Origin of the sequence: Amycolatopsis magusensis (assembly GCF_017875555.1) — a bacterium.
GTDB lineage: Bacteria > Actinomycetota > Actinomycetes > Mycobacteriales > Pseudonocardiaceae > Amycolatopsis > Amycolatopsis magusensis.
The window spans coordinates 1,634,983-1,655,508 of sequence record NZ_JAGGMS010000001.1 but is presented as its reverse complement, the minus strand read 5'-3'; the positions used below and the strand labels follow the sequence as shown (position 1 = coordinate 1,655,508).

The window sequence follows — 20,526 nt, the reverse complement described above, 5'->3', positions numbered from 1 at the left end:
CCCACTCCTAGCATTCGCCGGGGGCGCTACGGCTGCTGTGGCTCGGGGGCCGGGGCCACGGCGGCGGCGCGCTTCTTTTCGCGCCGGCCCTTCAGGTACTCGAACGCGATCGGCAGGACCGAGATCAGCACGATCAGGATGAAGATCGCGTCCACGTTGTCGCGAATCAGCGGGATGGTGCCCAACAGCGAGCCCAGCAGGATCAGGCCGGTGGCCCACAGGATGCCGCCGAGCACGGTGTAGGTGAAGTACTTCTTCGGGTCCATCCGGCCGATGCCCGCGATCCAGGTGATGAAGGTGCGGACGAACGGCACGAACCGGGCGAGCACGACCGCCTTCGGGCCGTGCTTCTCCAGGAAGGCGTGCGTCTGGTCGACGTACTCCTGCTTGAAGAACCTCGAGTTCTTCTTGAACAGCGCGGGACCGGCCTTCCAGCCGATGCCGTAGCCGACCACGTTGCCGATCAGCGCGGCCGCGGTGGCGCAGACACAGGCGAGCCACAGCGGCAGCTCGAGGTCCCCGTTGGCGATGAGCAGGCCCGCGGTGAACAGCAGGGAGTCACCCGGCAGCACCGGGAACACGCTGCTCTCCGCGAAGATGATCAGGCACAGCACGCCGAGGACGGTCGGGCCCAGCCCGTTCAGCAGGATCTCGGGGTTGAGCCAGTCCGGCATGATGCTCATCTGGTCGATGTTCTGCGCTGCGCTCACGCGGGGACACGGTACAGGTGAGCCCTAAAGGAGGGTGAGCAAGCCCGCGACCGCACCCGCCGCCAAGCCGAGCAGTACCGCGAGCAGCAGCACCCAGCGCGCCGCGACCGGGGCCGGTCCCGTCTCCTGACGCGTCGCCGCGACGGGGTGTTCCGCCGCCGGCGCGGGCGACGGCGCCGGTTCCAGCGCCGCGCGCTCGCGTTCCAGCGAACCGGCGTCCGCGCCGGACAGCAGGCCGTACCCGGCGGGCGCCGGGAAAGCGGGCTTGGCCAGGTGCGCGGTCGGCGGTTCCTCGACCGCCTCCGGTGGCCGTGCCGGCTGCGGCGCCCGCACGGCTTGCGCCCGCAGCGCCTCGGCCAGCAGTCGCTCGGGGTCTTCCGGCTCACTCACGAGCAAAAGGGTATCCGGGTCAGCCGGCGTCAGGAATCCACTGGCCCCGCCGCAGCACGCGGGCCGGGCGCAGCTCGTCGTCGAGCACGACGAGGTCCGCGGACAGCCCCGGCTTGAGCGAGCCGGTCTCCTTCTCGATGCCCAGCAGTTCGGCCGGTCGCGTCGAGGTGGCGCGCACCGCTTCGGCCAGCGACAGGCCCGCGCCCTTGACCAGGTTCCGGAAGGCGGCGTCCATGGTCAGCGTGCTCCCGGCCAGCGAACCGTTCTCGGCGAGCGTGGCCACCCCGTCGGTCACGTCCACCTCCAGCCTGCCCAGCCGGTAGCTGCCGTCCGCCGCGTCGGTGGCCGACATGGCGTCGGTGACCAGGACCGTGCGCTCGGGACCGGCGTGCCGGGCGGCCAGGCGCAGCATCGTCGGGTGGACGTGCACCAGGTCGCAGATCAGTTCGACGGTCACACGCTCGTCGTCGAGCAGCGTGCCGATCGGGCCGGGTTCGCGGTGGTGCAGCGGGCGCATGCCGTTGAACAGGTGCGTGGCAACCGTGGCACCGGCGTCGATGGCCGGGCGGATCTGCTCCTCGACCCCGTCGGTGTGCCCGATCGCGGCGATCACGCCGGACTCGGTGAGCTGGCGGATCGCCTTGACCCCGCCGTGCAGTTCGGGGGCGAGCGTGATCATCCGGATCGCGTCCTTGCCCTCGCGGAGCAGCTTGGTCACCGTGGCGGTGTCCGGTTCGAGCAGTGCGCCCGGATCGTGCGCCCCGCAGCGGGCCTTGGAGATGAACGGCCCTTCGAGGTGGACCCCGGCCAGCTCGCCGTCGGCGACCAGCTCGGCGAGCGCGCCCACCTGGCGTGCCAGCTCCGGCACGACCTCCGAGACCAGGCTCGCCAGCAGGGTGGTGGTGCCGTGCCTGCGGTGCGCGGCGACCGCGCGCAGCAGCTGTTCCGGCTGCCCGCTGGAAAATGAGCCACCACCGCCGCCGTGGCAGTGCGTGTCGACGAACCCCGGGACGACCAGCGCGCCACCGACGTCGAGGTGTCTGCCCTCGGGCGGTGTGCCGCTGCCGACCGCGCTGATCGAGCCGCCCGACACGGCCAGCCAGGTGGCGTCGTTGGTCTCCTCTTCCGGTGTGGCCAGCCGGCCCCCGGTGATCACGAAATCGATTTCGGCACCCGTCACGCGTTCCAGCATATTGGTCTAAACCAGCTGATGGGTCACAACCCGCCAACCATGTGCGGAGATACGCCGTTCGAGGGCGGTTTCCGGGGCCGGAACGGGCTAGTTGGGTGATTGCATCGCCCGCTGCAGGGCTTCCAGCGCCCGGCTCGCGGTCGACTTCACGGTCCCCTTGGAGATGCCGGCGGCCTCGGAGATCTCCGCCTCGGACAGTCCCCCATAGTAACGGAGGACCAGCACCTCGCGCTGCCTCGGCGGCAGCTTGGACAGCGCGTTCACCACCGCCTGGTGCTCGGTGGACAGCATCGCCAGGCTCTCCGCGGACCGCGCGTTGACCGCGTGCGGCGGCACGTACTCGCGCGCGGTCTTGCGGCGCCGCAGCACACTGCGCGAGCCGTTGACCACGGCTGTTCGCAAATAACCCACCGCGGCGGCGGCGTCGCGCAGCCGTCCCCAGTTGCGGTGCAGCCCGGTGAACGCCTCCTGCACCACGTCCTCCGCGGTGGCCGGTTCGTCCACCAGCAGGATGGCCAGCCGGACCAGCCGCATCCGGTGCGTGCGGTAGAGGTCCTCCAGGGTCAGCGGCGCGGCGGGCGCCGGCGGGGCCGCCGGTCCGTCGACCGCGCGCAGGTGGCCGAGCGTGCGCTCCACGCTCTGCTCAGCGCTCGCCTCGTGCATGGTCCGCCCGTCCCGTGGTGTCCGCCCGTACCCGGGACTGCTCGCCGGGTCGGTTACCGTTTGCTGCGCCTGCCTGCTCACACCAGCAACACGCACGCAAAGCGTATCGGGTTGGCCAGGCGGCGCCAGTGTCCGAACCACGAGAATCGCATCCGGAGGCGTCATGGCCTGGTTCCTCGTCGAAATCCGCTACGTCCAGGAGAAGTACGCCGAGGTGCGGCCGGCGCACCGGGCGTTCCTGGCCGACCTCGCCGAGAAGGGCGTGGTGGCGCTCGGCGGCCCGCTCGCGGACGGCACCGGGGGCATCACGCTCTACCAGGCCGAAGACGAAGAAGCCCTGCAGAAGATCATCGACCAGGACCCGTACTTCCTGGAAGGCGCGGTCGCCGAGCGCAGCGTGCGCGGCTTCGAGCCGAAGATCGGCGCCTGGCTACCTGCTCAGTAGGTCCCACCGAGTTTCGTGTGGTCCCAGCTGACCGTCTTCGTCGGCGTGAACACCAGGCCGACGCGCTTCTCGGCCTGCTTGCCGACGAAGGCGGCCAGCTCGGGCGGCACCGGGTCACCCGGCGCCGCCCCGGCGTAGCGCTGGGTCAGCCTGGTCCCGATCTCGACGACCCGCTCGCGGTCGGTGACCAGCTCCACGTCGGTCTCCATGGACAGCCCGCGCAGCCGCTCGTAGCTGTCGCCGGATTCGAGCAGGACCGTGGCCTGCGGCAGCCGCCGCAGGTTGGCGACCTTCTGCGAGCTGCCGTAGGTCCAGGTGGCGAAGCCGTCACCGTGGGGGAAGAACCAGAGCGGCGCCAGGTGCGGGCGGCCGCTCGGGCCGATCGTCGCGACGTTGATCACCTTCTGCGCACCGAGGTAGGCCCGTGCCTCCTCGGCGGTCATCCGGATCTGCTCGCGACGTGACATCTCACACTCCAGTCGTTGCGGCCCGGCCGCCGTGGCCGGTCACCGAGGCTTCCCTGGCACCGCGCGCGGCGATGTCCTCGAGCGCCGCCTTGTCCGCCGACGGCACCCGCGAGCGCGAGCCGAGTTCGATGATCGGCGGCAGGAACGCCCTGATCAACTTCAGCGCACCGACCCAGCGTGGCACGTGGATGGTGCGGCCGCGGCGCAGGATGCCCGCCTCCAGGGCGTCCAGCGCGGTGGCCAGCGGGTAGGTCTTGCCGATCAGGCCCGGCATGCCCGCGCGGAGCTTGCCGAACACGGGGTGCGCGTCGGCGCTTTCGACCAGGTCCGTGCGGATCCAGGTGGGGTGCGCGACGCCGACCTTCACGCCCAGGTGCGCGACCTCGGCCCGCAGGCTGTTCGAGAAGGCCTCGACGCCCGCCTTGGCGGCCGAGTAGTTGGCCATGCCGGGCGCGTGCGTGATCGCGGCGAGCGAGGAGATCGCCAGCAGGTAGCCCTTGCGCTCGATGACGTGCGGCAGGGTCACCCGGAACGTGCGCCAGACGCCGAGCAGGTCCACCTCGATGACCTTCTCGAAGGCGGCCGGGTCGACCGAGCGGACGAAGCCGGTGGTGGCGATACCGGCGTTGGCGATCACGATGTCGATGCCGCCGAAGTGGTCGACGACCTCGGCGGTGACGCGCTCGAGCGCGTCCCAGCTGGTCACGTCGGCTTCCCAGGAGCGCGCGGCGGAGCCGATGCGCTCGGCCACCTTCGCCTGCTCCGCGCCTTCGAGGCCGACCAGCGCCACCTTCGCGCCCCGCGCTGCCAGCCGCTCCGCGAGCCCGGCGCCGATTCCGCGCGCCGCACCCGTGATGAGCACGACCTTTCCGCTGACCTTGCGAGCCATGGTGCCTCCTCGTCGAGTTCTCGTCCGGCACCGTACCTCAACTTACCATCAGTAGGCTACTGGTCGGTAGCAACGCGCTGGAATGAACCGCTCACGCTTCGGGTTTGCTACGGACATGGCATTCGAACTCGGCAAGATCGGCGTCTGGCGACCGGTGTGGACCACCACCCCGGAGCTGGCCGCGAAGGCGGAAGAACTCGGCTACGGGACCTGGTGGATCGGCGGCTCACCGCCGGCGGAACTGGAGCTCGTCGACCAGCTGCTGGCCGCCACCAGCTCACTGGTCGTGGCCACCAGCATCGTGAACATGTGGTCCGCGGACCCCGCCGAGGTGGCCCGGTCCTACCACCGCATCGAGGACAAGTACCCCGGCCGGTTCCTGCTGGGCGTGGGCGTCGGGCACCCGGAAGCCACGCAGGTCTACCAGAAGCCGTACGACAAGATCGTCGAATACCTCGACCAGCTCGACGCCGGCGGCGTGCCGGTGGAAGCGCGGGCGCTCGCCGCGCTCGGGCCGAAGGTGCTCAAGCTGTCCGCCGAGCGCACGCTGGGCGCGCTGCCCTACCTGACCACGCCGGAGCACACCCGGCAGGCTCGTGAGCTGCTCGGCGAGGGCAAGCTGCTGGTCGCCGAGCACAAGGTGGTGCTGGACACCGACGACGCGCGTGGCCGCGAGACCGGCCGCGAGATGGTCAAGATGTACCTCCGCCTGCGCAACTACACGAGCAACCTCAAGCGGCTCGGCTTCACCGACGAGGACGTCGCCGGTGACGGCAGCGACCGGCTGATCGACGCGCTCGCCCTGCACGGCGACGCCGACCACCTCGCCGCCGGGCTCAAGGCGCACTTCGACGCCGGGGCCGACCACGTCGCGATCCAGGCGCTCGGTGACGACCCGCTGCCCGCGCTGACGGCGCTGGCTCAGCTCGCCAAGTAGGCGTAGTTCTCCTGCCACTCGGCGAAGCGGTCCCGGAAGTACGGGAGCCGGTCGGCGAGTGGCAGGAAGACGCGCACGGTCTCGGCGTAGTAGGTGGCCCGCTTGGCCGGGCGGGGATGGGTGTGCAGGCGCTGCACGTTGCTGTAGCGGTCGGCGAGCTTGATCGTCAGCACCTCCTCCGGCGCGGTGACGAACCGGCTGAGGTAGCTCTCCCGCGACCCGGCCTTGGTCACCCAGTCGACCAGTTCCGCGACCTGCGCGCCGAACTCCGCCCGCACCGCGGCGAGGCTGCACGGCGTGTCCTCCACCACGTCGTGCAACAGGGCCGCGACCAGCACTTCCTCGTCACGCGCCCCGGAGTCGACGGCGATCTCCAGCGCCTCGAGCAGGTGCCACGGGTACGGCTCACCCGCCGGGCGGGTCTGGTCGCCGTGGTGCCCGGCGGCGAACTCGTAGGCGTGGGCGAGCTTCCCGATCATCTCGGCCGGCAGCACCTCGCCCAGCGTGCCCGCCGCCGACGGCCAGTCCCGCCAAGAGCCGAAAACCCGCATGGTGGACCCCCTCTTTTCGCCTGATCAGGCTATCCCGCCCGGTACGCGCGGTGGCTCGTAAGATGCGCTTGAACGGCGAACCCTGCTTCGAGGAGGACCAACGATGCCCATCGCCACCCCCGAGGTCTACGCGGAAATGCTGGACCGGGCCAAGGCGAACGAGTTCGCTTATCCCGCCATCAACGTGACCTCGTCGGAAACCCTGAACGCCGCCATCCGCGGCTTCGCCGAGGCCGAGAGTGACGGGATCATCCAGTTCTCCACCGGTGGCTCGGAGTTCGCGTCGGGGCAGAAGGTCAAGGACATGGTGGTCGGGGCGAGCGCGCTGGCCGAGTTCGCGCACGTGGTCGCGGAGAAGTACTCGGTCAACGTGGCCCTGCACACCGACCACTGCCCCAAGGACAAGCTGGACGGCTTCGTCCGGCCGCTGATCGACATCTCCGCCGAGCGGGTCAAGCGCGGCGAGAACCCGCTGTTCCAGTCCCACATGTGGGACGGCTCGGCGATCGACCTCGACGAGAACCTCGAGATCGCCGCGGAGCTGCTGGCCAAGACCGCCGCCGCGAAGATCATCCTCGAGGTGGAGATCGGCGTGGTCGGCGGCGAGGAGGACGGTGTCGCCAACGACATCAACGACAAGCTCTACACCGCCGACGGCGACTTCGTGAAGACCATCGACGCGCTCGGCTCCGGGGAGAAGGGCCGCTACCTGCTGGCCGCGACCTTCGGCAACGTGCACGGCGTCTACAAGCCGGGCAACGTGAAGCTGCGCCCGGAGGTGCTCCGCGACGGCCAGGCCGTGGCCGCCGAGAAGCTCGGCCTCGCCGCCGGTTCGAAGCCGTTCGAGCTGGTGTTCCACGGCGGCTCAGGCTCGCTGCTGGAGGAGATCCACGAGGCGCTGTCGTACGGCGTGGTGAAGATGAACGTCGACACCGACACCCAGTACGCCTTCTCGCGGCCCATCGCGGACCACTTCTTCAAGAACTACGACGGCGTGCTGAAGATCGACGGCGAGGTCGGCAACAAGAAGGTCTACGACCCGCGGAGCTACCTGAAGGCCGCGGAAGGCGCGATGGCGAAGCGCGTGGTCGAGGCGGCCGAGTCGTTGAAGTCGGCTGGGCAGCGGATCAAGTGATCTGTGCTGGGGGCCACCCCGGCTTTTTAGTGTGACTACGGCGAAGGCCTCCATGTCAAGGCGGGACTGATGCCTTGACATGGAGGCCTTCGCCGTGTTTTTGGCTGTGGACCGGGGATGGGGAGGGCTGGGTGGGCTTGGAGGCAAGTTCGGCGCCCGGCCTGCTTGGGGAGGGGATGGTGGGGATTCCGCCGCCGAGTGTCACGAATGTGGCTTTCGGGACGTTGGATGTCTCGAAAGCCACATTCGTGACATGAGGGCTCGCCCGTATGCCGTGAATGTGGCTTTCACGGCGGAATGTGCCGTGAAAGCCACATTCACGGCACCTGTGCTCCTAGACGACGGTGTCCGGGATGAGGTCGGAGGGTTTCTTGTGCGGGGCGTTCAGGCGTCGGGCGATGGGGCTTGCCAGTGCCCACAGGAGCGCCACGCCGACCAGGACGAACGGCACCGTGAGGTACTCGATCGGGGGCGCCGATTCGGTGATGGCGTCCTCGCCCAGCAGTAGCGGCCGCACCTGCGACTGGAGCCACAGCGCGGCGTAACCGAAGGCGGTCACCAGCAGGCCGCCGACGCCGGCGGTGAGCATCCGGTGTCCCCGGCCGATGCGGAACGCCAGGTCCACCGCGAGGCCCACGAAGATCAGGTAGAACGGCACGGTCGAGGTCGGGAAACCGGCGCCGAGCAGCAGGGGCCAGATCAGCGCGCGGTAGGCCACGTACGCCACCGCCACCGTCGTCCCGGTCCACGGCTTGCGCACGGTGTGCCGCGCCATCGCCAGGATCAGCGCCATCACGCCGATGCCCCACACCGGGTACACCCAGTCCTCGATCGGCATCGCGAAGTGGACCACCGCCTCGCGGTCGACCGGGCGGCCGATCTGCTCGGCGGCGAACTCCAGCAGCGTCGGCTCGGCGTAGGGCTCACCGCGTTCCCACGAGCGCAGTTCGAGGATGCCGTACTCCTGCTGCCCGTTCGGGAAGAACGTGTTCTCCAGGAAGAAGAACCACAGCCCGGTCAGCACCAGCGAGCGCATCCGCCCCGGCGGCGAGGTCTTCAGCCAGCCGTCGATGGCGCCGGCCAGCATGATCCCGGTGCCGATGTAGAGCAGCAGGTGCGAGGGGCTCCACGCGGTCAGGTCGAGGCCGTTGACCCGGTGGTTCAGCACGTCCAGCGGCCCGGCGATGAGGAACACCACGGTCCCCGCCTGCATCAGCCGCAGCGAGCGGCGGTCGCAGCCGAGGCCGGTGTAGCTGTGGATCGCCACCAGCACGACCACGATGCCGGTGCCCACGGTGTTGATCAGGTGCGGCGGCGCCAGGTCGTCGCGCAGCCACATGAAGTGCCACGACATGTCCCACGACGAGCCGATCAGCTTGAACGCGAACGCGAGCAGCCACATGCCGTAGGCGAAGTTCAGCGCCCACGGCGCGGTCGGCCGCTGCCCCGGCGCACCCCGTTTCCAGTACAGCTGGAAGAACAGCTTCGTCTTCGCGATCGGACTCTTCGGGATGACGTCGGGCTCGGCGACCCCAGACGCACTCACTGCCTTCGTCACAAGGTCATCATCCCTGGTCAAGGTCACGGTCGATAGAGCGGGCGGGGAATAGTGGCGGAAACCAGGGATCACCCGTAAGGGTTGCGGGGTTGCCTTCCGGCCAGCGGTGGCGGCAGGGTGTCCGGCGATGATGCCGAAACGAATGGTCGCCGCCATCCTCGTCGCGGTGCTCGTGCTGGGTGCCGGTGGGATCGTGACGAGCCTGTTCCTCTAGCGAGCAGAATGGCCGCATGACGCACAACCTGCTGGGTCCCGACCCGACCGAACTGCCCGAGCGCACGGCCGCGCAGGCCGCGCTCGACGCCGGAACCGATCCCGCCGAGGTCGCCGCCGAGCACCCGGACTTCAGCGAGGCGTGGGCCGCGCTCGGGGAGAAGGCGCTGGAGAGCGGCGAGACGGTCGCCGCGTACGCCTACGCGCGCACCGGCTACCACCGCGGCCTCGACCAGCTCCGCCGCGCGGGCTGGAAGGGCTTCGGCCCGGTGCCGTGGGCGCACCGGCCCAACCAGGGCTTCCTGCGCGCGCTGGCCGTGCTGGGCAAGGCGGCGCAGCGCATCGGGGAGACCGAGGAGTACGAGCGCTGCCGCAAGTTCCTCACCGACTCCGACCCGGCCGCCGCCGAAGCCACCGGCCTCGCCTGATTGCTATGAGTGGGGCATTACTAGCATTCAATGCAAGTAATGCCCCACTCATAGCATTGCCGGGTTCCTAGAAGCGGCCGCAGTTGGTCGGGGCGGGTTTTCCGGCGAAGCGGCCTTCCAGCCACAGGAACATCTCCGGGAAGGCCCGGACGGCACCGCCCACGTGGGTGGGCACGAGCGAGCTGCTGAGCTGCACCTTCGCCCCCTGACCGCACCAGTCGCGCGCCATCTCGCGGCCCTGCGCGTACGGCACGATGTCGTCGAGCGTGCTGTGCACCACCAGCATCGGCACGGCCGGTTTCCGGTCGCCGATGCGCTGCTCCGCCAGCCGCGACGCGTACGGCTCCTCGTCCAGGTAGTCCGAGAGCGGCCTGCCGTCCTTGGTCAGCCCGGTCGACTTGGTGAAGGCGTGCGCCGCGATCGCCTCGATGGTGCACTGCGTCGCGACCTGGTCGAGCATCCTGTTGCCCTTGTCGTTGAGCAGGCCGCGGATGTTCAGTTCCGGGTAGGCCGCGTCCATGCTGAGCAGGGCGTATCCGAGGAAGCCCGCCGCGTAGGCGCCGTCGAGGTTCTTCGCCACAGCCGCCAGGTCGGCCGGGACGGCGCCCGCGTACGCGCCCTTGACCTTCAACTCCGGCGCGTAGGACGGCTGCAACTCCGCGGCCGCCGCGGAAGCGCCGCCACCCTGCGAGTACCCGGCGATCGCCACCGGCCCGTCGTCGGGCAGGTTCGCCGCTTCGAGCCGCTGCGCCGCGCGGATCGCGTCGAGCACGGTATGCGCCTGCGACTCGCGGTTGGCGTAGGTGTGCATGCCGGGCGTGCCGAGGCCCTCGTAGTCGCTGACCACCACGCCGTACCCGCGCAGCAGCAGCCCCGAGATGAACGGGCCTTCGTACTCCATGCCCGCGGCCATCGCCCTGGACGGCGCGCAGTTGTCGCCGACGCCCTGGGTGCCCGCCGCGTAGCTGACGATCGGCCGCTCGCCGCCGCCGGTCCACGCCTGGTGCGGGGTGAGCACGGTGCCGGTGACCGCGATCGGGTCGCCGTGCGTGTCGCGGCTGCGGTACATGATCCGCTGGACCTTGGCCGGCGCCCGGATGAGCTTCACCGGGTCGATGAAGAAGTCGGCCGGTTCGTGCTTGATGATGTCGCCGTTCTCACCCGCCGGCAGCGGGGACGGCGGATCGTAGAACGATTCCGCGGTCGCCGGTGCCGCGGCGAACGCCACGAGGCCCGTGAACGTGAGGGCGGACAGGGCCGTGGCGAACGCACGGCTGAGTGATCGGCGCAAGGTGGCTCCCCGTTGAGCTGCGCAGTCTTTTCGACGACAGTGTCGGAAATATGGTCAGGTGAGGTGGCGCACATGTCAAGGCGGGTGGGCAGGCCGCGGAAGCTCCCGGTCGACGAGCAGCGCGCGCTGATCCTGGGCGCGGCCAGGAAGGTGTTCGCCGAGAGCGGGCTCCAGGCGGCCACCGTCGAGCAGATCGCCAGTGCCGCCGGGCTGACCCGCCAGGCCGTCTACGAGACCTACGGCGGCAAGAAGGAACTCTTCGCCGAAGCGGTGAAGGCCACCGAGGAACTGGTGCACGCCAAGGTCGGCAAGCCCGCGCTGGACGCCTCCGAGCCGAAGCTGCGGGTGTGGGCGCGCGCGAACTACGCCGCGATGTTCGCCTTCGTCGCCGAGCACCCCGACGCGCTACCCCTGCTGATGCAGGCCGAGCGCGCCGGGGATCCGGCGATGAACCGTGTGCGGGCCCGGCTCGCGACGATCTACGCCGAGGCGAGCCGGGCCCGGTGGGCCGCGCAGGGGGTCGAGTCCGGGCGGACCGACAAGGCACTGGTGGCCATGTACTTCGCGATGACCGAAGCACTGGTCGGCATGAGCTGGGACGACCCGGCGCCCGACCCGGAGGCGCTGATCGACCTGCTCACCGAATTCACCGTCGGCGGCGTCCTGCGGTTGCAGGGCCACGCGCCGGAGATCATCGCGAAGTTGCGCTGATCAGCAGCTTCCGAGCATGTCGGTCAGCGCGGTCTTCTCGGCGTCGTTGACGGTCAGCTCCCACTTGTGCTTCACGCCGACCCACATGCGCGCGTAGGTGCACCAGTAGCCCGTCGACGGCGGCTTCCAGTCCTCCGGCGACTTGTCGCCCTTCTCCTGGTTGACGTTGTCGGTGACGGCGATCAGCTGCGGCGCGTCGAGGTCGTTGGCATACTGCTCGCGCTTGGCGTCGGTCCAGCTCGCCGCACCCGTGCGCCACGCGGCGGCCAGCGGCACCACGTGGTCGATGTCCACATCGGACGCGGCCGTCCAGGTGGCGTCGTCGTACGGGCTGAACCAGCTGCCGGCGGTGGCCGCGCAGTCGGTGCCGGTCTCCACGCCGGTGCCGTCGCGCTTGAGCACCACTTCGCGGGTGTTGCAGCTGTCGCCCTGGTCGCTCCAGTGCGGGAACTTCTCGCGGTCGTACCCGTCCTGGGACCCGTCGGGGGCCACGGTCAGCTCGCCCAGCTGGGCCTGCGCGGTGCCCGCGTCCGGGATGTTCGGCGGCTCGGCGGACGCGATGCCCGGCAGGCCCGCGACGAGCAGGGCGGAGATTCCGAGCGTGGCCAGTGCGGTGCGGCGATGCAGGGTCACCTTGTCACCTTTCGATCAGCATGTTGGGAACTTTCTGACCTTGACTCAACAGGGTGAAGCTAGCAACGCCCCCGCGTGAACAGTAGGCACTTTCGTCTGGCGTCAGACCAGGCCGCGCACCAGCCGCAGGTCCTCGGTGTGCCGGTACCAGGTCCAGCGCTTCATCTCGCGCGGGTACGGCACGCCGTCCGAGACCGGGACCGCCGGGATGCAGCCGAGCTGGAACGCGCGGCCGGAGAAGGTGACCGGCCGCCGGAAGAGCAGCCCCTTGGTCACCTGGACGACCAGTCCGGCACCGCCCTCGGTGTCCGGGGTGACCACGATGGACCGCGCACGACCACGCAGCGCGACCTGGTCGTCGCAGTAACCGACGCCCTGCGCCGGGCCGATCTCCCCGCGGCCGAGCAGCACGCCGCCCGCGTCGTCACGGATCAGCGGGACCGGGTCGACGTCGCCGCGCACGGCCAGCCGGAAGGCCGTCGCCGGGTCCTGCGGCAGCCCCCACAGCGCCGCCACCTCGGACTCCCCGCCGAGCGGGACGAACCCGACCGTGGTGGCGCCGAGGCGGTCCTTTCGCAGCAACCGCAACACGATCGCGGCCAGGTCGGCGTCGGTCCCGGCGACCACCAGGTGCCCGGCTTCGGGCAGCAGCGGGTCCACCTCGGCCTTGCCGGGACGGGCGGGCAACGCCTCGGTGGTGAGTCCCTCGATCGCCGGAAATTCCGGCGCGCCGGGCCCGCAAACCAGCACCACTCCACGCACGCCCAGGTCCTCCGTTACAGTCATGCACCGGCATTTACCAGCGCCAAGTCCTTGTTGCCGAAACCTCATGGAGTGTCACATGCCGGCCATCGTGCTCATCGGTGCCCAATGGGGCGACGAAGGCAAGGGAAAGGCCACCGACCTGCTCGGCGACCGCGTGCAGTGGGTCGTCCGGTACCAGGGTGGTAACAACGCCGGGCACACCGTGGTGCTCCCGGACGGCCAGGACTTCGCGCTCCACCTCATCCCGTCCGGCATCCTCACCCCCGGCGTGACCAACGTCATCGGCAACGGCGTGGTGGTCGACCCCGGCGTGCTGCTCGACGAACTCGCCGGGCTCGAAGCGCGCGGGGTGGACACCTCGCGGCTGCTCCTTTCCGCCGACGCCCACCTGATCATGCCGTACCACGTGGCGATCGATAAGGTCACCGAGCGTTACCTCGGCGCGAAGAAGATCGGCACCACCGGCCGCGGCATCGGGCCCTGCTACCAGGACAAGATCGCCCGCGTCGGCGTCCGCGTGCAGGACCTGCTTGACGAGAAGATCCTGCGCCAGAAGGTGGAAGCGGCGCTGGAGTTCAAGAACCAGGTGCTGGTCAAGGTCTACAACCGCCGGGCGCTCGAGCCCGAGCAGGTGGCCGACGAGGTGCTTTCGGCGGGCGAGAAGTTCGCGCACCGCATCGCCGACACCCGCCTGGAGCTGAATAAGGCCCTCGAGCGCGGGGAAACCGTGCTGCTGGAGGGTTCGCAGGGCACCCTGCTCGACGTCGACCACGGCACCTACCCGTTCGTCACCTCGTCGAACCCGACCTCGGGCGGCGCCAGCGCCGGGTCCGGCATCGGGCCGGGCCGGATCACCACGGTGCTCGGCATCCTCAAGGCCTACACCACGCGCGTGGGCTCCGGGCCGTTCCCGACCGAGCTGCACGACGAGGCCGGCGAGAACCTGCGCAAGGCCGGTGGCGAGTTCGGCGTGACCACCGGGCGGTCGCGCCGCACCGGCTGGTTCGACGCGGTCATCGCGCGCTACGCGGTGCGGGTCAACGGGATCACCGACTACTTCCTGACCAAATTGGACGTTCTCTCCGGGCTGGAGAAGGTGCCGGTGTGCGTCGGCTACGAGGTCGACGGCGTGCGCACCGACGACATGCCGATGACGCAGACCGACGTGCACCACGCCGTGCCGGTCTACGAAGAGCTGCCCGGATGGTGGGAAGACCTGTCGGAGTGCCGCAGCTTCGACGACCTGCCGGCGAACGCGCGGGCGTACGTGGAGCGGCTGGAAGAGCTTTCCGGGGCGCGGATCTCGGCGATCGGTGTCGGCCCCGGCCGTGAGCAGACCATCGTGCGACACCAGTTCCTCTAGTTTTCCGGGAATCGTGGCTCGCGGGCGTAGGTTGGGCCGGTTATGAGACTGGGAACAGCCATCGCCCCGGCCGCCGGCGCGGTCAACGCCGTGGACGACGTCGTCGGCCAGGCCCGCCGCGCGGCGGCCGCCGGGGTGCGTTCGACCTGGTTCGGCCAGGTCTTCAGCTACGACGCGATCACGCTGGCGACGGTGGTCGGGCGCGCGGTGCCGGAGGTGTCGGTCGGCGTGTCCGTGGTGCCGCTCGCCGGGCGGCACCCGCTGCTGGTCGCGTCGCAGGCGCAGACCGCGCAGGCGGCCACCGGCGGGCGCTTCGCCCTCGGCCTGGGCCTGGGGGCGGCGCAGTTCGCCGAGCCGGTCTTCGGCACGCCCCACGACCGCCCGATCGCGCGGCTGCGGGAGTTCCTGACGGTGGTGCGGTCGGTGTTCGAGACCGGCACCGCGGCGTTCGAAGGTGAGCTGATCACCGCGAAGCCACCGATGCCGGCGAAGGTGGCGGGCGCGAACCCGGTGCCGGTGGTGGTCGCCGCGATGGGCCCGCAGGCGCTGCGAGCCGCCGGCGAACTGGCCGACGGCACGCTCCCGTTCCTGGCGGGGCCGAAGGCACTGGCGAACCACATCGTCCCGGCTATCTCGAAGGCCGCGGAGGCAGCGGGCCGCCCGGCGCCCAGGATCGTCGCCGCACTGCCCGCCGTGGTCACGGACGACCTGGAAACCGCCCGGCGGCGCGTCGCCGAGCAGACCGGTTTCTACGACACGATCCCTTCGTACCAGCGGATCGTGGCTCTGAGCGGTGCCTCGAAAGCAGCGGACCTGGCCGTCGTCGGCGACGAGGAGTTGGTGGCGGCGGAGATCCGGCGGTACTTCGACGCGGGGGCTACGGAGGTCGTGGTCACGCAGTCGGATCTGGTGGGAACGACGGATCAACTGCGGACCTGGCGGTTGCTGGGTGAGTTGACTCGGAACTTGTAGTGGTTCTTGGCCACCCCGGCTTTTCAGCGTGACTACGGCGGAGATTGCCGTGTTTTTGGCTTTGGACCGGGGTGAGGGAGGGTCTGGGCGGCCTCGTCGGTTCTCGTCGCTGGCTTGGGATGGTCGTGATCTCTCGCTGGGGCTGGCGGGCTAGTGACGCTCGCGTCGGCTTGGAGGTTCGTGACCTTTGGGCATCGGCTTGGGCTGGCGCGTCGGCATCGGCTTGGCGGGGCTGGTGCCGCTTACGCCAGCGGCGGCTTGGGGAGGCTCGCGGCGCCTGCTTCGGCCGGGGCCCGGGTGCTCGAACGTGGAACTCGGCCGCCCGAGTGTGGGTTTCGGCTGCCCGGATGCGGGGTTCGGCTTCCCGAGTGTGGGTTTCAGCTGCGCGAGTGCGGGGTTCGGGTGCGTGAGTGTGCAACTCGGGTGCCCGAGCGTGGGCTTCAGCTGCCTGAACGTGGGACTCGCCCGGGCGTGCGGGCCTGGACCCAGCCTTCCTCGCTCGCGTCCCCCTTTGGATCGTTCCAACTCGGCCCGGCCTGCTTCCCTCGCTCGTCATTCGGCCCTTGGATCGTTCCAACCCGGGCGCCGAATGCGGGGTTCGGCTTCCTGAACGTGGGGTTCAGCTGCGTGAGTGTGCAACTCGGCTTCCTGAACGTGGGGTTCGGGTGTTTGAACGTGGGGTTCGGGGGGCGTTTCGTTGGGTGGAATGGGGGCTTCGTGGGGTGGGGGTGGCCACTCATGATGGGACGCCGGAAGGTGGAGGTGTGGTGTGAAGCCCTCGGCGGTGTTGCCCCTGTGCTGGGCCGCGGTCCTGCTCGACGGGTTCGACCTGGTGGTGCTCGGCACGGTGATCCCCGTGCTGCTGGAGGACGGGGTGTGGGGGTTCACCCCGGCCACGGGCTCCGCGGTGTCGACGGTCGGGCTGGTCGGGATGATGCTCGGCGCGCTCGCGATCGGGACGGTCACCGACACCATCGGCCGTCGCAAGGCGTTGATCGCGGCGGTGGCCGGGTTCTCCCTGTTCACCCTGCTGTGCGCGTTCGCGCCGTCGGTGCTGGTGTTCGGGATACTGCGGTTCCTCGCCGGGCTCGGGCTCGGCGGCTGCCTGCCGACGGCGATCACGCTGGTGACCGAGTTCTCCAAGGGCAAGGTCGGCAGCGCGGCCACCACGATCATGACCGGCTACCACGTCGGCGCGGTGCTCACCGCGTTGCTCGGCATCGTGGTGCTGCCCGCGGCCGGCTGGCGCTGGATGTTCGTCATCGGCGCCGCCCCCGCGCTCGTGCTGGTGCCGCTGATGATCAAGTACCTGCCCGAGTCCGAGGTCTTCGAGAAGGCCGAGAAGGTCGGCATGAAGGCCGTCGCCGGGTTGTTCAAGGGCGGGTTCCTGCGCGCCACGCTGGCCTTCTGGGTCGCGTCCTTCATGGGGCTGCTGCTGGTCTACGGGCTCAACACCTGGCTGCCGCAGATCATGCGCGTGGCCGGGTACGAGCTCGGCGCGGCGCTGTCCCTGCTGCTCACGCTCAACGTCGGCGCGATCGTCGGGCTGGTCGTCGCCGGGCGGGTCGCGGACCGCGCCGGGGTGCGGCCGTCGACCATCGCGTGGTTCGCGGCGGGCGCGGTGTTCCTGGCGCTGCTGAGCGTGCGGCTGCCGACCGTCGGGCTCTACGTGGCGGTGTTCCTCGCCGGGTGCTTCGTGTTCAGCGCGCAGGTGCTGGTCTACGCCTACGTCGGGCGGACCTACCCGGCCGAGGGCCGCGCGACCGGGCTCGGCTGGACCGCCGGGATCGGCAGGCTCGGGGCGATCGCCGGGCCACTGCTCGGCGGCGCGTTGCTGTCCGCCGGGATCGCCTACCCCTGGGGCTTCTACGTCTTCGCCGGGGTCGGCGCACTGGGCGCCCTCGCCGTACTGGCCGTGGGCGCCCGGGCGCTGACCCTTACCCAGCAGCCTCGATAGCGGTGTCCGGGTGGTCGGCGAACACGCCGTCCACGCCGGCCTTGAAGAACGCCTCGAACTCACCGAACGCGTTGCCCCACTCGGCCGGGTTCGCCGACGAGCGGAAGTTCAGCGGCAGGAAGTTGTTCTCGTTGCGGAAGGTGTACGGCACGACCGGCAGCCCGGCCTGGTGCGCGTCGGCCACCAGCGAGGTCGGCGAACCGAGGTTGCCCGCCGCGTCGCGGCCGATCACCTGGTTCTTCTCCGGCCCGAGCGAGTCGGCGTACCCGGCGATCTCCTTCAGCCCGGCCGGGGTGACCAGGTCGGCGTAGGTGCGCGGGTCGCCGCTCTCGACGAAGTCGGCGGGCGCCCCGGTGGCCGAGGTCAGCTGCACCAGCCGCACCTTGAGCTGCTTGTTCAGCTCCTTGAGGTTGGTCACCTCGAACGACTGCACGATCACCGGCGCGTTCTTGCGGTTGAGCCCGTTGCGCTTGATCAGCTCGACCAGCTTCGGCTCGGTCGGGTTGCCGATCTTGCGGAAGTACGTCGAGTGCTTGACCTCGGGGTAGGTGCCCAGCTCCCGTCGCAGCTCGCGGCCGAGCTTGCGGGTCAGGTCCAGCACCTCCTGGTAGGTGGCGATCTGGAAGCGGCCGTCGTAGATCTTGTTGTTCGGCCGCAGGTCCGGGATGCGTTCCTTGGCCCGCAGCGTCTTCAGCTCGGCCAGGGTGAAGTCCTCGGTGAACCAGCCGGTGTAGCTGGTGCCGTCGATGACCTTGGTGGTCCTGCGGCCGGCGAACTCGGGGTGCGCGGCGACGTCGGTGGTGCCGCCGATCTCGTTCTCGTGCCGGGCCACCAGCTGCCCGTCCTTGGTCGGCACGAGGTCGACGTCCACCCAGTCCACGCCCTGGCGGTAGGCCAGTTCGTAGGAGGCCAGCGTGTGTTCCGGCCGGTAGCCCGGCGCCCCGCGGTGTCCGACGATCACCGGCTCATCGTGCCCCTTGCCGAACTGTCGCACCTCGCCCGCCTGCGCCGCGGCGGGCACGGCGGCGAGGCCGAGCACGGCCAGCCCGCTCAGCGCCAGCACGGCGAGTCTCTTGCGCACCATCTTCGTCCTCCTCGTGTGTGGGTCGGCGCTACCTTCACCGCCCCGGAAGTCCGGCCGGTTGATTACGGGTTAACGGGATCTGGATCAACCCTTCAACTGTGAGCCGGGACACCGTAGCGTGCATTCAGCGTTGTGGCGTGCGAGCGGAGTGTGCCTTGGCCGAAACGACGAAAGCACCGGAAACAGCGGATGTGGTCGCTGTTCAAGACGAGGAACGGCCCGCGCGGCAGCTTTCGCGCCGGCCGGACCTGCTCGTCGGCGTGGTGTGCTTCGCCGTCTCGCTGCTGGTGCTCAAGCAGGTGTTCTTCCCGTTCGCCCAGGGCGTCCAGTACTACCTGGTGATCTTCCTCGGCTGCACGCTGCCCGCGGTGTTCCTCTGCTATCGACCGCGGTCGCGAAAGGACACCAGCGAGACCGACGACCCCGGTGTCCTCGACTGGGTGCTCGCGGTGATCGCCCTGCTCACCGGCCTGTACCCGGTGCTGCCGATCCCCGGCGGCGGCTTCGACGAGTTCCTCGACCGCCAGGGCATTCTGTCCACAATGGACATCGTGGCCGGGGCGCTGCTCCTGCTGCTGGTGCTGGAGGCGACCAGGCGGACCACCGGGCTGGTGCTGCCGCTGGTCTGCGTCGCCTTCCTGGCCTACGCCTACTACGGCGGCTTCCTGCCGCAGAGCTGGGGCGTCGCGCACGCCGGTATCGACTTCGGCCAGATCGTCAACGCGCTGTACAACGACGCGAGCGGGTTCTACGGCACCCCGCTGGACGTGGCCGCCAGCTACATCGTGCTGTTCACCATCTACGGCGCGGTGCTCAACGCCTCGGGCGCCGGGCAGTTCTTCGTCGAGTTCAGCTTCGCCCTGTTCAAGCGCTCGCGCACGGCGCCGGGGCGCACCACCGTCCTCTCCGGATTCCTGCTCGGCACGGTTTCCGGTTCCGGCACCGCGACCGCGGTCAGCCTCGGCTCGATCACCTGGCCGATCCTGCGCAAAGCCGGTTACCCCAAGGAGAACGCGGGCGGGCTGCTGGCCGCTTCGGGCATCGGCGCGATCCTGTCGCCGCCGACGCTGGGGGCCGCCGCCTTCATCATCGCCGAGTACCTGCAGACCGAGTACCTGACCGTCCTGGTCTGGGCCATCGTGCCGACGCTGCTCTACTACTTCGGCATCGTGCTCGCGGTGGAGGCCGACGCCCGCCGGTTCGGGGCCAAGGCCGTCGAAATGGCACACGGGAAGGCCGGGAAGCTGCTGCTGCGCGGCGGTTACCACTTCCTGTCACTGGCGATCATCGTGGTCTTCCTGGCCCTGGACATTCCGCCGTTCGCCGCGGTCGTCTACGCCACCGGTGTCGCGGCGTTGTTCGCGTTGATCGCCAGGCTGACCCGCCGTGAGCCGGTCAAGGACTGGCTGAAGGACATGGGCGTCGCGCTGGCGCTCGGCGTGCGGGGCGCGCTGCCGGTCATCGCGGTCTGCGCGGCGGCCGGGATCATCACCTCGACGATCACCAAGACCGGGCTCGGCCAGGTGCTCGCGGACGCGCTCGTCCAAGCGGCGCAAGCGATCTCGAGCAATCCGACCGCGGTGCTCGTGCTCACCGTGTTGTTCTCCGCGGTGGCGGTCGGCGTGCTCGGCCTCGCGGTGCCGGTGACCGCGTCGTTCATCATCGCCTGGGTGGTGCTCGGCCCGGCGCTGGCCGACGTCGGCGTCGCGGACGCCGAACGCGCGATGTTCATCTTCTACTACGCCGTGCTGTCCGAGGTGACCCCGCCGACCGCGCTGGCCGCGGTGGCCGCCGCCGCGATCACCGGCGGCTCGGTGATCGGCACGATGTGGCAGGCGTGGAAGTACACCCTGCCCGCCTTCCTGGTGCCGATCGCCTTCGTGCTCACCGACAACGGTTCCGCCCTGCTGCTCCAGGCCGATTTCCTGACCGTGCTCTGGGTGGCGGTGGTGTCCGCGCTCGCGGTGGCCGTGCTCGCCGTGGTCACCGGCGGCTGGGCGGCGGGCCCGGTCCGCTGGCAGGTGCGGGCGCTGTGCGTGCCCGCCGCGGTCTGCCTGCTCTACCTGGAACCGATCGCGATCGCCGTCGGCGTCGGGCTCTGCCTGGTCGCCGCCATCGCCCACGTCGTCTGGCGTGAGAAGCAACCCGTCCGCGAAGCCGTCTAAGGAGAAG

General features: G+C 70.0%; 21 protein-coding genes. 9 read left to right on the top strand and 12 right to left on the bottom strand.

Annotation, left to right across the window (positions count from 1 at the left end; genetic code table 11):
• Window positions 1-26 precede the first annotated feature (26 nt).
• The 4 genes from JOM49_RS07885 to JOM49_RS07870 all read right to left on the bottom strand — a co-directional run bounded on the left by JOM49_RS07885 (window position 27) and on the right by JOM49_RS07870 (window position 2,955).
• Window positions 27-683, bottom strand: a complete 657-nt coding sequence (locus JOM49_RS07885) for a DedA family protein (protein ID WP_209670957.1) — start codon at window positions 681-683, stop codon at window positions 27-29.
• 51 nt (window positions 684-734) lie between these two features.
• A complete protein-coding gene (locus JOM49_RS07880) occupies window positions 735-1,100 on the bottom strand; it encodes a hypothetical protein (RefSeq protein ID WP_209663681.1) in 366 nt (121 codons plus the stop codon).
• Between the two features lie 19 nt (window positions 1,101-1,119).
• A complete protein-coding gene (nagA, locus tag JOM49_RS07875) occupies window positions 1,120-2,256 on the bottom strand; it encodes an N-acetylglucosamine-6-phosphate deacetylase (protein ID WP_209670954.1) in 1,137 nt (378 codons plus the stop codon).
• Between the two features lie 123 nt (window positions 2,257-2,379).
• Complete coding sequence (locus JOM49_RS07870; protein WP_209663680.1) at window positions 2,380-2,955, bottom strand: SigE family RNA polymerase sigma factor; 576 nt, start codon at window positions 2,953-2,955, stop codon at window positions 2,380-2,382.
• 163 nt (window positions 2,956-3,118) lie between these two features.
• On the opposite strand from JOM49_RS07870, the gene JOM49_RS07865 reads away from it, so the two are divergent.
• Window positions 3,119-3,400: a YciI family protein gene (locus tag JOM49_RS07865; RefSeq protein WP_209663679.1), complete on the top strand. Its 282-nt coding sequence runs from the start codon at window positions 3,119-3,121 to the stop codon at window positions 3,398-3,400.
• Here JOM49_RS07865 and JOM49_RS07860 read toward each other — a convergent pair.
• Window positions 3,394-3,867, bottom strand: a complete 474-nt coding sequence (locus JOM49_RS07860) for a pyridoxamine 5'-phosphate oxidase family protein (protein ID WP_209663678.1) — start codon at window positions 3,865-3,867, stop codon at window positions 3,394-3,396. The genes JOM49_RS07865 and JOM49_RS07860 overlap by 7 nt on opposite strands.
• A gap of 1 nt (window position 3,868) precedes the next feature.
• The gene (locus tag JOM49_RS07855; RefSeq protein ID WP_209663677.1) at window positions 3,869-4,756 is read right to left on the bottom strand and encodes an SDR family oxidoreductase; all 888 of its coding nucleotides are present in this window, start codon (window positions 4,754-4,756) and stop codon (window positions 3,869-3,871) included.
• A gap of 115 nt (window positions 4,757-4,871) precedes the next feature.
• Here JOM49_RS07855 and JOM49_RS07850 point away from each other — a divergent pair, with 115 nt between their 5' ends.
• Complete coding sequence (locus tag JOM49_RS07850; protein ID WP_209663676.1) at window positions 4,872-5,693, top strand: LLM class F420-dependent oxidoreductase; 822 nt, start codon at window positions 4,872-4,874, stop codon at window positions 5,691-5,693.
• Here JOM49_RS07850 and JOM49_RS07845 read toward each other — a convergent pair.
• Window positions 5,678-6,244, bottom strand: a complete 567-nt coding sequence (locus tag JOM49_RS07845; RefSeq protein ID WP_209663675.1) for an HD domain-containing protein — start codon at window positions 6,242-6,244, stop codon at window positions 5,678-5,680. The two genes, JOM49_RS07850 and JOM49_RS07845, sit on opposite strands and share 16 nt — an antisense overlap.
• A gap of 103 nt (window positions 6,245-6,347) precedes the next feature.
• Between JOM49_RS07845 and fbaA the strand changes: the two genes are divergently transcribed.
• Window positions 6,348-7,379 carry a class II fructose-bisphosphate aldolase gene (gene fbaA, locus JOM49_RS07840; RefSeq protein ID WP_209663674.1) on the top strand — a complete coding sequence of 344 codons (1,032 nt, stop codon included), beginning with the start codon at window positions 6,348-6,350 and terminating at the stop codon, window positions 7,377-7,379.
• Window positions 7,380-7,713: 334 nt separating this feature from the next.
• Here fbaA and JOM49_RS07835 read toward each other — a convergent pair whose 3' ends face one another.
• Window positions 7,714-8,937, bottom strand: coding sequence for a hypothetical protein (locus JOM49_RS07835; protein ID WP_209663673.1), 1,224 nt, complete (start codon window positions 8,935-8,937; stop codon window positions 7,714-7,716).
• Between the two features lie 230 nt (window positions 8,938-9,167).
• Between JOM49_RS07835 and JOM49_RS07830 the strand changes: the two genes are divergently transcribed.
• Window positions 9,168-9,578 (top strand): DUF3151 domain-containing protein, encoded by a 411-nt coding sequence (locus JOM49_RS07830; protein ID WP_209663672.1) that lies wholly within the window; start codon window positions 9,168-9,170, stop codon window positions 9,576-9,578.
• Window positions 9,579-9,645: 67 nt separating this feature from the next.
• Here JOM49_RS07830 and JOM49_RS07825 read toward each other — a convergent pair whose 3' ends face one another.
• Window positions 9,646-10,833, bottom strand: coding sequence for a lipase family protein (locus JOM49_RS07825; protein ID WP_245370052.1), 1,188 nt, complete (start codon window positions 10,831-10,833; stop codon window positions 9,646-9,648).
• Window positions 10,834-10,941: 108 nt separating this feature from the next.
• On the opposite strand from JOM49_RS07825, the gene JOM49_RS07820 reads away from it, so the two are divergent.
• The gene (locus JOM49_RS07820; RefSeq protein WP_209663670.1) at window positions 10,942-11,580 is read left to right on the top strand and encodes a TetR/AcrR family transcriptional regulator; all 639 of its coding nucleotides are present in this window, start codon (window positions 10,942-10,944) and stop codon (window positions 11,578-11,580) included.
• Here JOM49_RS07820 and JOM49_RS07815 read toward each other — a convergent pair whose 3' ends face one another.
• Complete coding sequence (locus tag JOM49_RS07815; protein ID WP_209670951.1) at window positions 11,581-12,207, bottom strand: HNH endonuclease family protein; 627 nt, start codon at window positions 12,205-12,207, stop codon at window positions 11,581-11,583.
• Window positions 12,208-12,315: 108 nt separating this feature from the next.
• Entirely contained in the window at window positions 12,316-12,999 is a 684-nt protein-coding gene (locus JOM49_RS07810; RefSeq protein WP_245369255.1) for a hypothetical protein, read from the bottom strand.
• A 55-nt stretch (window positions 13,000-13,054) separates the two neighbouring features.
• Between JOM49_RS07810 and JOM49_RS07805 the strand changes: the two genes are divergently transcribed.
• From JOM49_RS07805 to JOM49_RS07795, 3 genes are all read left to right on the top strand, one after another.
• Window positions 13,055-14,341, top strand: coding sequence for an adenylosuccinate synthase (locus tag JOM49_RS07805; RefSeq protein ID WP_209663669.1), 1,287 nt, complete (start codon window positions 13,055-13,057; stop codon window positions 14,339-14,341).
• Window positions 14,342-14,383: 42 nt separating this feature from the next.
• Window positions 14,384-15,313, top strand: coding sequence for a TIGR03564 family F420-dependent LLM class oxidoreductase (locus JOM49_RS07800; RefSeq protein WP_209663668.1), 930 nt, complete (start codon window positions 14,384-14,386; stop codon window positions 15,311-15,313).
• Between the two features lie 769 nt (window positions 15,314-16,082).
• Window positions 16,083-17,270: an MFS transporter gene (locus JOM49_RS07795; protein ID WP_282770405.1), complete on the top strand. Its 1,188-nt coding sequence runs from the start codon at window positions 16,083-16,085 to the stop codon at window positions 17,268-17,270.
• Here JOM49_RS07795 and JOM49_RS07790 read toward each other — a convergent pair.
• The gene (locus tag JOM49_RS07790; RefSeq protein WP_209663667.1) at window positions 17,251-18,354 is read right to left on the bottom strand and encodes a glycerophosphodiester phosphodiesterase; all 1,104 of its coding nucleotides are present in this window, start codon (window positions 18,352-18,354) and stop codon (window positions 17,251-17,253) included. The two genes, JOM49_RS07795 and JOM49_RS07790, sit on opposite strands and share 20 nt — an antisense overlap.
• A 155-nt stretch (window positions 18,355-18,509) precedes the next feature.
• Here JOM49_RS07790 and JOM49_RS07785 point away from each other — a divergent pair, with 155 nt between their 5' ends.
• Window positions 18,510-20,519 (top strand): TRAP transporter permease, encoded by a 2,010-nt coding sequence (locus JOM49_RS07785; protein WP_209663666.1) that lies wholly within the window; start codon window positions 18,510-18,512, stop codon window positions 20,517-20,519.
• Window positions 20,520-20,526 lie beyond the last annotated feature (7 nt).

Coding starts and splice junctions, on each gene's coding strand:
- JOM49_RS07860 (WP_209663678.1), bottom strand. CDS start 3,867: ATGTCACGTCGCGAGCAGATCCGGATGACCGCCGAGGAGGCACGGGCC.
- JOM49_RS07805 (WP_209663669.1), top strand. CDS start 13,055: ATGCCGGCCATCGTGCTCATCGGTGCCCAATGGGGCGACGAAGGCAAG.
- JOM49_RS07855 (WP_209663677.1), bottom strand. CDS start 4,756: ATGGCTCGCAAGGTCAGCGGAAAGGTCGTGCTCATCACGGGTGCGGCG.
- JOM49_RS07870 (WP_209663680.1), bottom strand. CDS start 2,955: ATGCACGAGGCGAGCGCTGAGCAGAGCGTGGAGCGCACGCTCGGCCAC.
- JOM49_RS07845 (WP_209663675.1), bottom strand. CDS start 6,244: ATGCGGGTTTTCGGCTCTTGGCGGGACTGGCCGTCGGCGGCGGGCACG.
- JOM49_RS07830 (WP_209663672.1), top strand. CDS start 9,168: ATGACGCACAACCTGCTGGGTCCCGACCCGACCGAACTGCCCGAGCGC.
- fbaA (WP_209663674.1), top strand. CDS start 6,348: ATGCCCATCGCCACCCCCGAGGTCTACGCGGAAATGCTGGACCGGGCC.
- JOM49_RS07810 (WP_245369255.1), bottom strand. CDS start 12,999: ATGACTGTAACGGAGGACCTGGGCGTGCGTGGAGTGGTGCTGGTTTGC.
- JOM49_RS07790 (WP_209663667.1), bottom strand. CDS start 18,354: ATGGTGCGCAAGAGACTCGCCGTGCTGGCGCTGAGCGGGCTGGCCGTG.
- JOM49_RS07820 (WP_209663670.1), top strand. CDS start 10,942: ATGTCAAGGCGGGTGGGCAGGCCGCGGAAGCTCCCGGTCGACGAGCAG.
- JOM49_RS07885 (WP_209670957.1), bottom strand. CDS start 683: ATGAGCATCATGCCGGACTGGCTCAACCCCGAGATCCTGCTGAACGGG.
- JOM49_RS07800 (WP_209663668.1), top strand. CDS start 14,384: ATGAGACTGGGAACAGCCATCGCCCCGGCCGCCGGCGCGGTCAACGCC.
- JOM49_RS07865 (WP_209663679.1), top strand. CDS start 3,119: ATGGCCTGGTTCCTCGTCGAAATCCGCTACGTCCAGGAGAAGTACGCC.
- JOM49_RS07850 (WP_209663676.1), top strand. CDS start 4,872: ATGGCATTCGAACTCGGCAAGATCGGCGTCTGGCGACCGGTGTGGACC.